Source organism: Rhizobium vallis (genome assembly GCF_003985155.1).
In the GTDB taxonomy this organism is placed as follows: Bacteria; Pseudomonadota; Alphaproteobacteria; order Rhizobiales; family Rhizobiaceae; genus Rhizobium; species Rhizobium vallis.
Genome location: NZ_ML133747.1, coordinates 1 through 630, shown reverse-complemented (window position 1 = coordinate 630; position 630 = coordinate 1). Strand labels below are relative to the sequence as shown.

At 58.1% G+C, this 630-nt stretch carries 1 pseudogene; it reads right to left on the bottom strand.

Annotated elements, in window-relative coordinates:
* Positions 1-75: 75 nt before the first annotated feature.
* Positions 76-630, bottom strand: a pseudogene (locus EFQ99_RS34870) (IS630 family transposase); the annotation flags it as partial.

The following is a 630-nucleotide window of genomic DNA, read 5'->3' as shown; positions in this document are numbered from 1 at the left end:
CTAATGTCGCCGATCAGACAAAGCCGACAGACGGTGTCGTGATGGCATCACTTGCACCGCTAGAGCAAATCCTGCTCAATCTGGGTCATATCCAGCGGCCTTAAGGTAGTTTGCGCATTCTGCCGCAGTGAAGCGAGGTATCAAGGCCCCGACCGCATCCCATAGAGCATCGATCTTTCGCTCGGCTCGGCCTCGCAACATGGCTTTCAGCTTCGAGAATGCGTTCTCGATTGGATTGAAGTCCGGACTATAGGGCGGCAGGAACATGAGCTTGGCGCCGGCACGTTCGATGGCATCGCGGACACCGGCTATCTTGTGTGCAGGCAGGTTATCCATAATGACGACGTCGCCGATCTCCAGGGGCGGCACCAGCACCTGTTCGACATACGCAAGGAAGACGTTGCCGTTCATCGCGCCATCGTAGACGAATGGGGCGGTCATTCCGCTGAGGCGCAACGCACCGGTGAAAGTCGTTGTTTTCCAATGGCCGTGCGGCACGCCGGCACGGCAAACGCTCACCTCGCAATGCACGTCCGCGCAGACGTGACATCTTGGTCGAGAGGCCGGTTTCGTCGATGAAGATCAGTTTCTCCGGATCGAGGTCCAATTGACCATCGAACCAGGCGCGCC